Here is a 213-nt window from a genome sequence, read left to right on the forward strand (position 1 = left end):
CTGGTGTCGCGGCCGGACCTGTCCGTGCTCGACACGGCGTACTCGCTGGTGACGTCGCGCGCGCTGCTGGACCGCCGCGCTGTGGTGGTCGCGGCGGACCGCGACGAACTCCTCGCGCGGCTGGCCGAGGTGTCGGCGGAGCAGGGCGTCGGAGGAAAGTCGGCGTTCCTCTTCACCGGTCAGGGCTCGCAGCGGGCCCGCATGGGCCTGGAG

General features: G+C 73.7%; 1 protein-coding gene. It reads left to right on the plus strand.

The window, feature by feature from the left end:
- On the plus strand, positions 1–213 hold a 213-nt coding region (locus IH00_RS38660; RefSeq protein WP_039947924.1), incomplete at both ends, for a hypothetical protein.

The organism is Streptomyces sp. NRRL S-118 (assembly GCF_000716335.1).
GTDB lineage: Bacteria > Actinomycetota > Actinomycetes > Streptomycetales > Streptomycetaceae > Streptomyces.